1 protein-coding gene is annotated in these 1,668 nt (G+C 49.3%); it reads left to right on the plus strand.

Annotated elements, in window-relative coordinates; translation table 11 throughout:
• Positions 1 to 557 precede the first annotated feature (557 nt).
• Entirely contained in the window at positions 558 to 1,502 is a 945-nt protein-coding gene (locus QUA62_RS29140) for an NAD(P)-dependent oxidoreductase (RefSeq protein WP_333408273.1), read from the plus strand.
• The last annotated feature ends 166 nt before the right edge of the window (positions 1,503 to 1,668 follow it).

Raw genomic sequence — 1,668 nt, forward strand, 5'->3', positions numbered from 1 at the left:
AAATCAGTTCACTATCTTCTTACACTTTCATTCTGGAAGCTTTATTCTATGCAGCTTCATATTAAATTGGTATTACATATTTTGCACCATTTTAAATTATATATTATCTCAGGAAACAGCCGAGGAGAGTGCAGCAAGTTGGGTGCGGTCGCGATCCATTCATCAAATACGATAGCCCCTGATATTGTGTGATATGATGTCGTTCGCACTCGCCCATAATTACAATGTTGTAAAATCTCTGGTTTCAGGTATTTTTATTATGGATGAAAAGGCGGACACCACATGACGCTATATCCTGTGAATGGCTGAATTTTCAAGCATTTCCCTAGACCTGACCTACCTGAGAAAAGCTAGATATCGCTCCACTTCTGGACTTCGATCCTAAGTCCAATCGTTGAAAAATACTGCCTGATGGCGATCGCGCCTGCGGAATCTGGGTTAATACAGCGGTTCTCTCTCCGATGAGTTGGTCAACAACATCGCAGTCTTTGCACCTTTAATCGATCGAGCACTCCAATAAGCCAAAATATTTCCATACTTCAACACGAGGTTGACAGATGAAGATTTTTGTTGCCGGGGGAACAGGAGCGATCGGTCGCCCAACGCTCGACCAATTACTTGCCAGAGGACACAATGTTGTCGCGCTGACCCGCACCCAAGAAAGAGCACAGTCTTTAGCGGCACAGGGAATCGAACCGGCGATCGCGGATGTATTCGATGCAGAGTCAGTTAAAGCGGCTGTCATTCGCGCTCAACCAGAAGTGGTGATTGAACAACTCACCGCTCTACCCAGAACTTACACTCGCGAATCCATGAATGCGACAGCGGCTCTGAATACGAGGATTCGGTCAGAGGGAGGAGCTAATGTACTGGCGGCAGCAAAGGCAGCAGGGGTGCGCCGTTTTCTGAAACAGTCGATGGCCTTCTGGGGAATTCCCGGTACTGGATTGGCAGATGAAGAAACGCCCTTAGCGTTTGATGCCTCCCCCGCCGTTGCCGCAGATGCTCGCCTCGTCACTGAGACTGAACACCGTTTATTGGAAACATCCAATCTCGAAGGAATTGCCTTACGCTACGGTTTCTTCTACGGACCCGGCACCTGGTTCAATCCCGATGGTGATGTTGCCCAACAGGTGCGACAGCAACAGTTCCCGATCGTGGGAAATGGTGAGGGCGTATGGTCGTGGTTGCACGTTGAGGATGCGGCGATCGCTACCGTTGTAGCAGCAGAGCAGGGCAATCCTGGTATTTATCTGATTGCTAACGATCAACCTTTAGCGGTGCGCGAATGGCTCCCTGCGTTTGCTCAATGGCTGAATGCTCCACCACCGCCACAGATATCGGTTGAGGATGCTCTGCAAATGGAAGGTGGTGCGGATGCTGTTTACTACGGTACTCAGATGCGAGGTGTATCGAATGCCAAGGCAAAACGCGAACTGAATTTTCAGCCGCGACCGTTGGAATGGGTGGTTGACACCGCCTGGAAATCTCGAAACTCCTGAAACTGGCTGTGGTGATGGCGCTGGGTGAGTTTTGATGTTGAGATGCGATCGCTCAAGAATACAATCAGTTTGATTGCAGTTTGATTAAGCGGAACTTACCCCCTGCGGGGTAGTTCCGTGGAACTCGAACGCATACTAGCTGTAGGTTTTGCCAATTCGATCGGCT

Source organism: Microcoleus sp. MON1_C1 (assembly GCF_036701945.1).
GTDB lineage: Bacteria > Cyanobacteriota > Cyanobacteriia > Cyanobacteriales > Microcoleaceae > Microcoleus.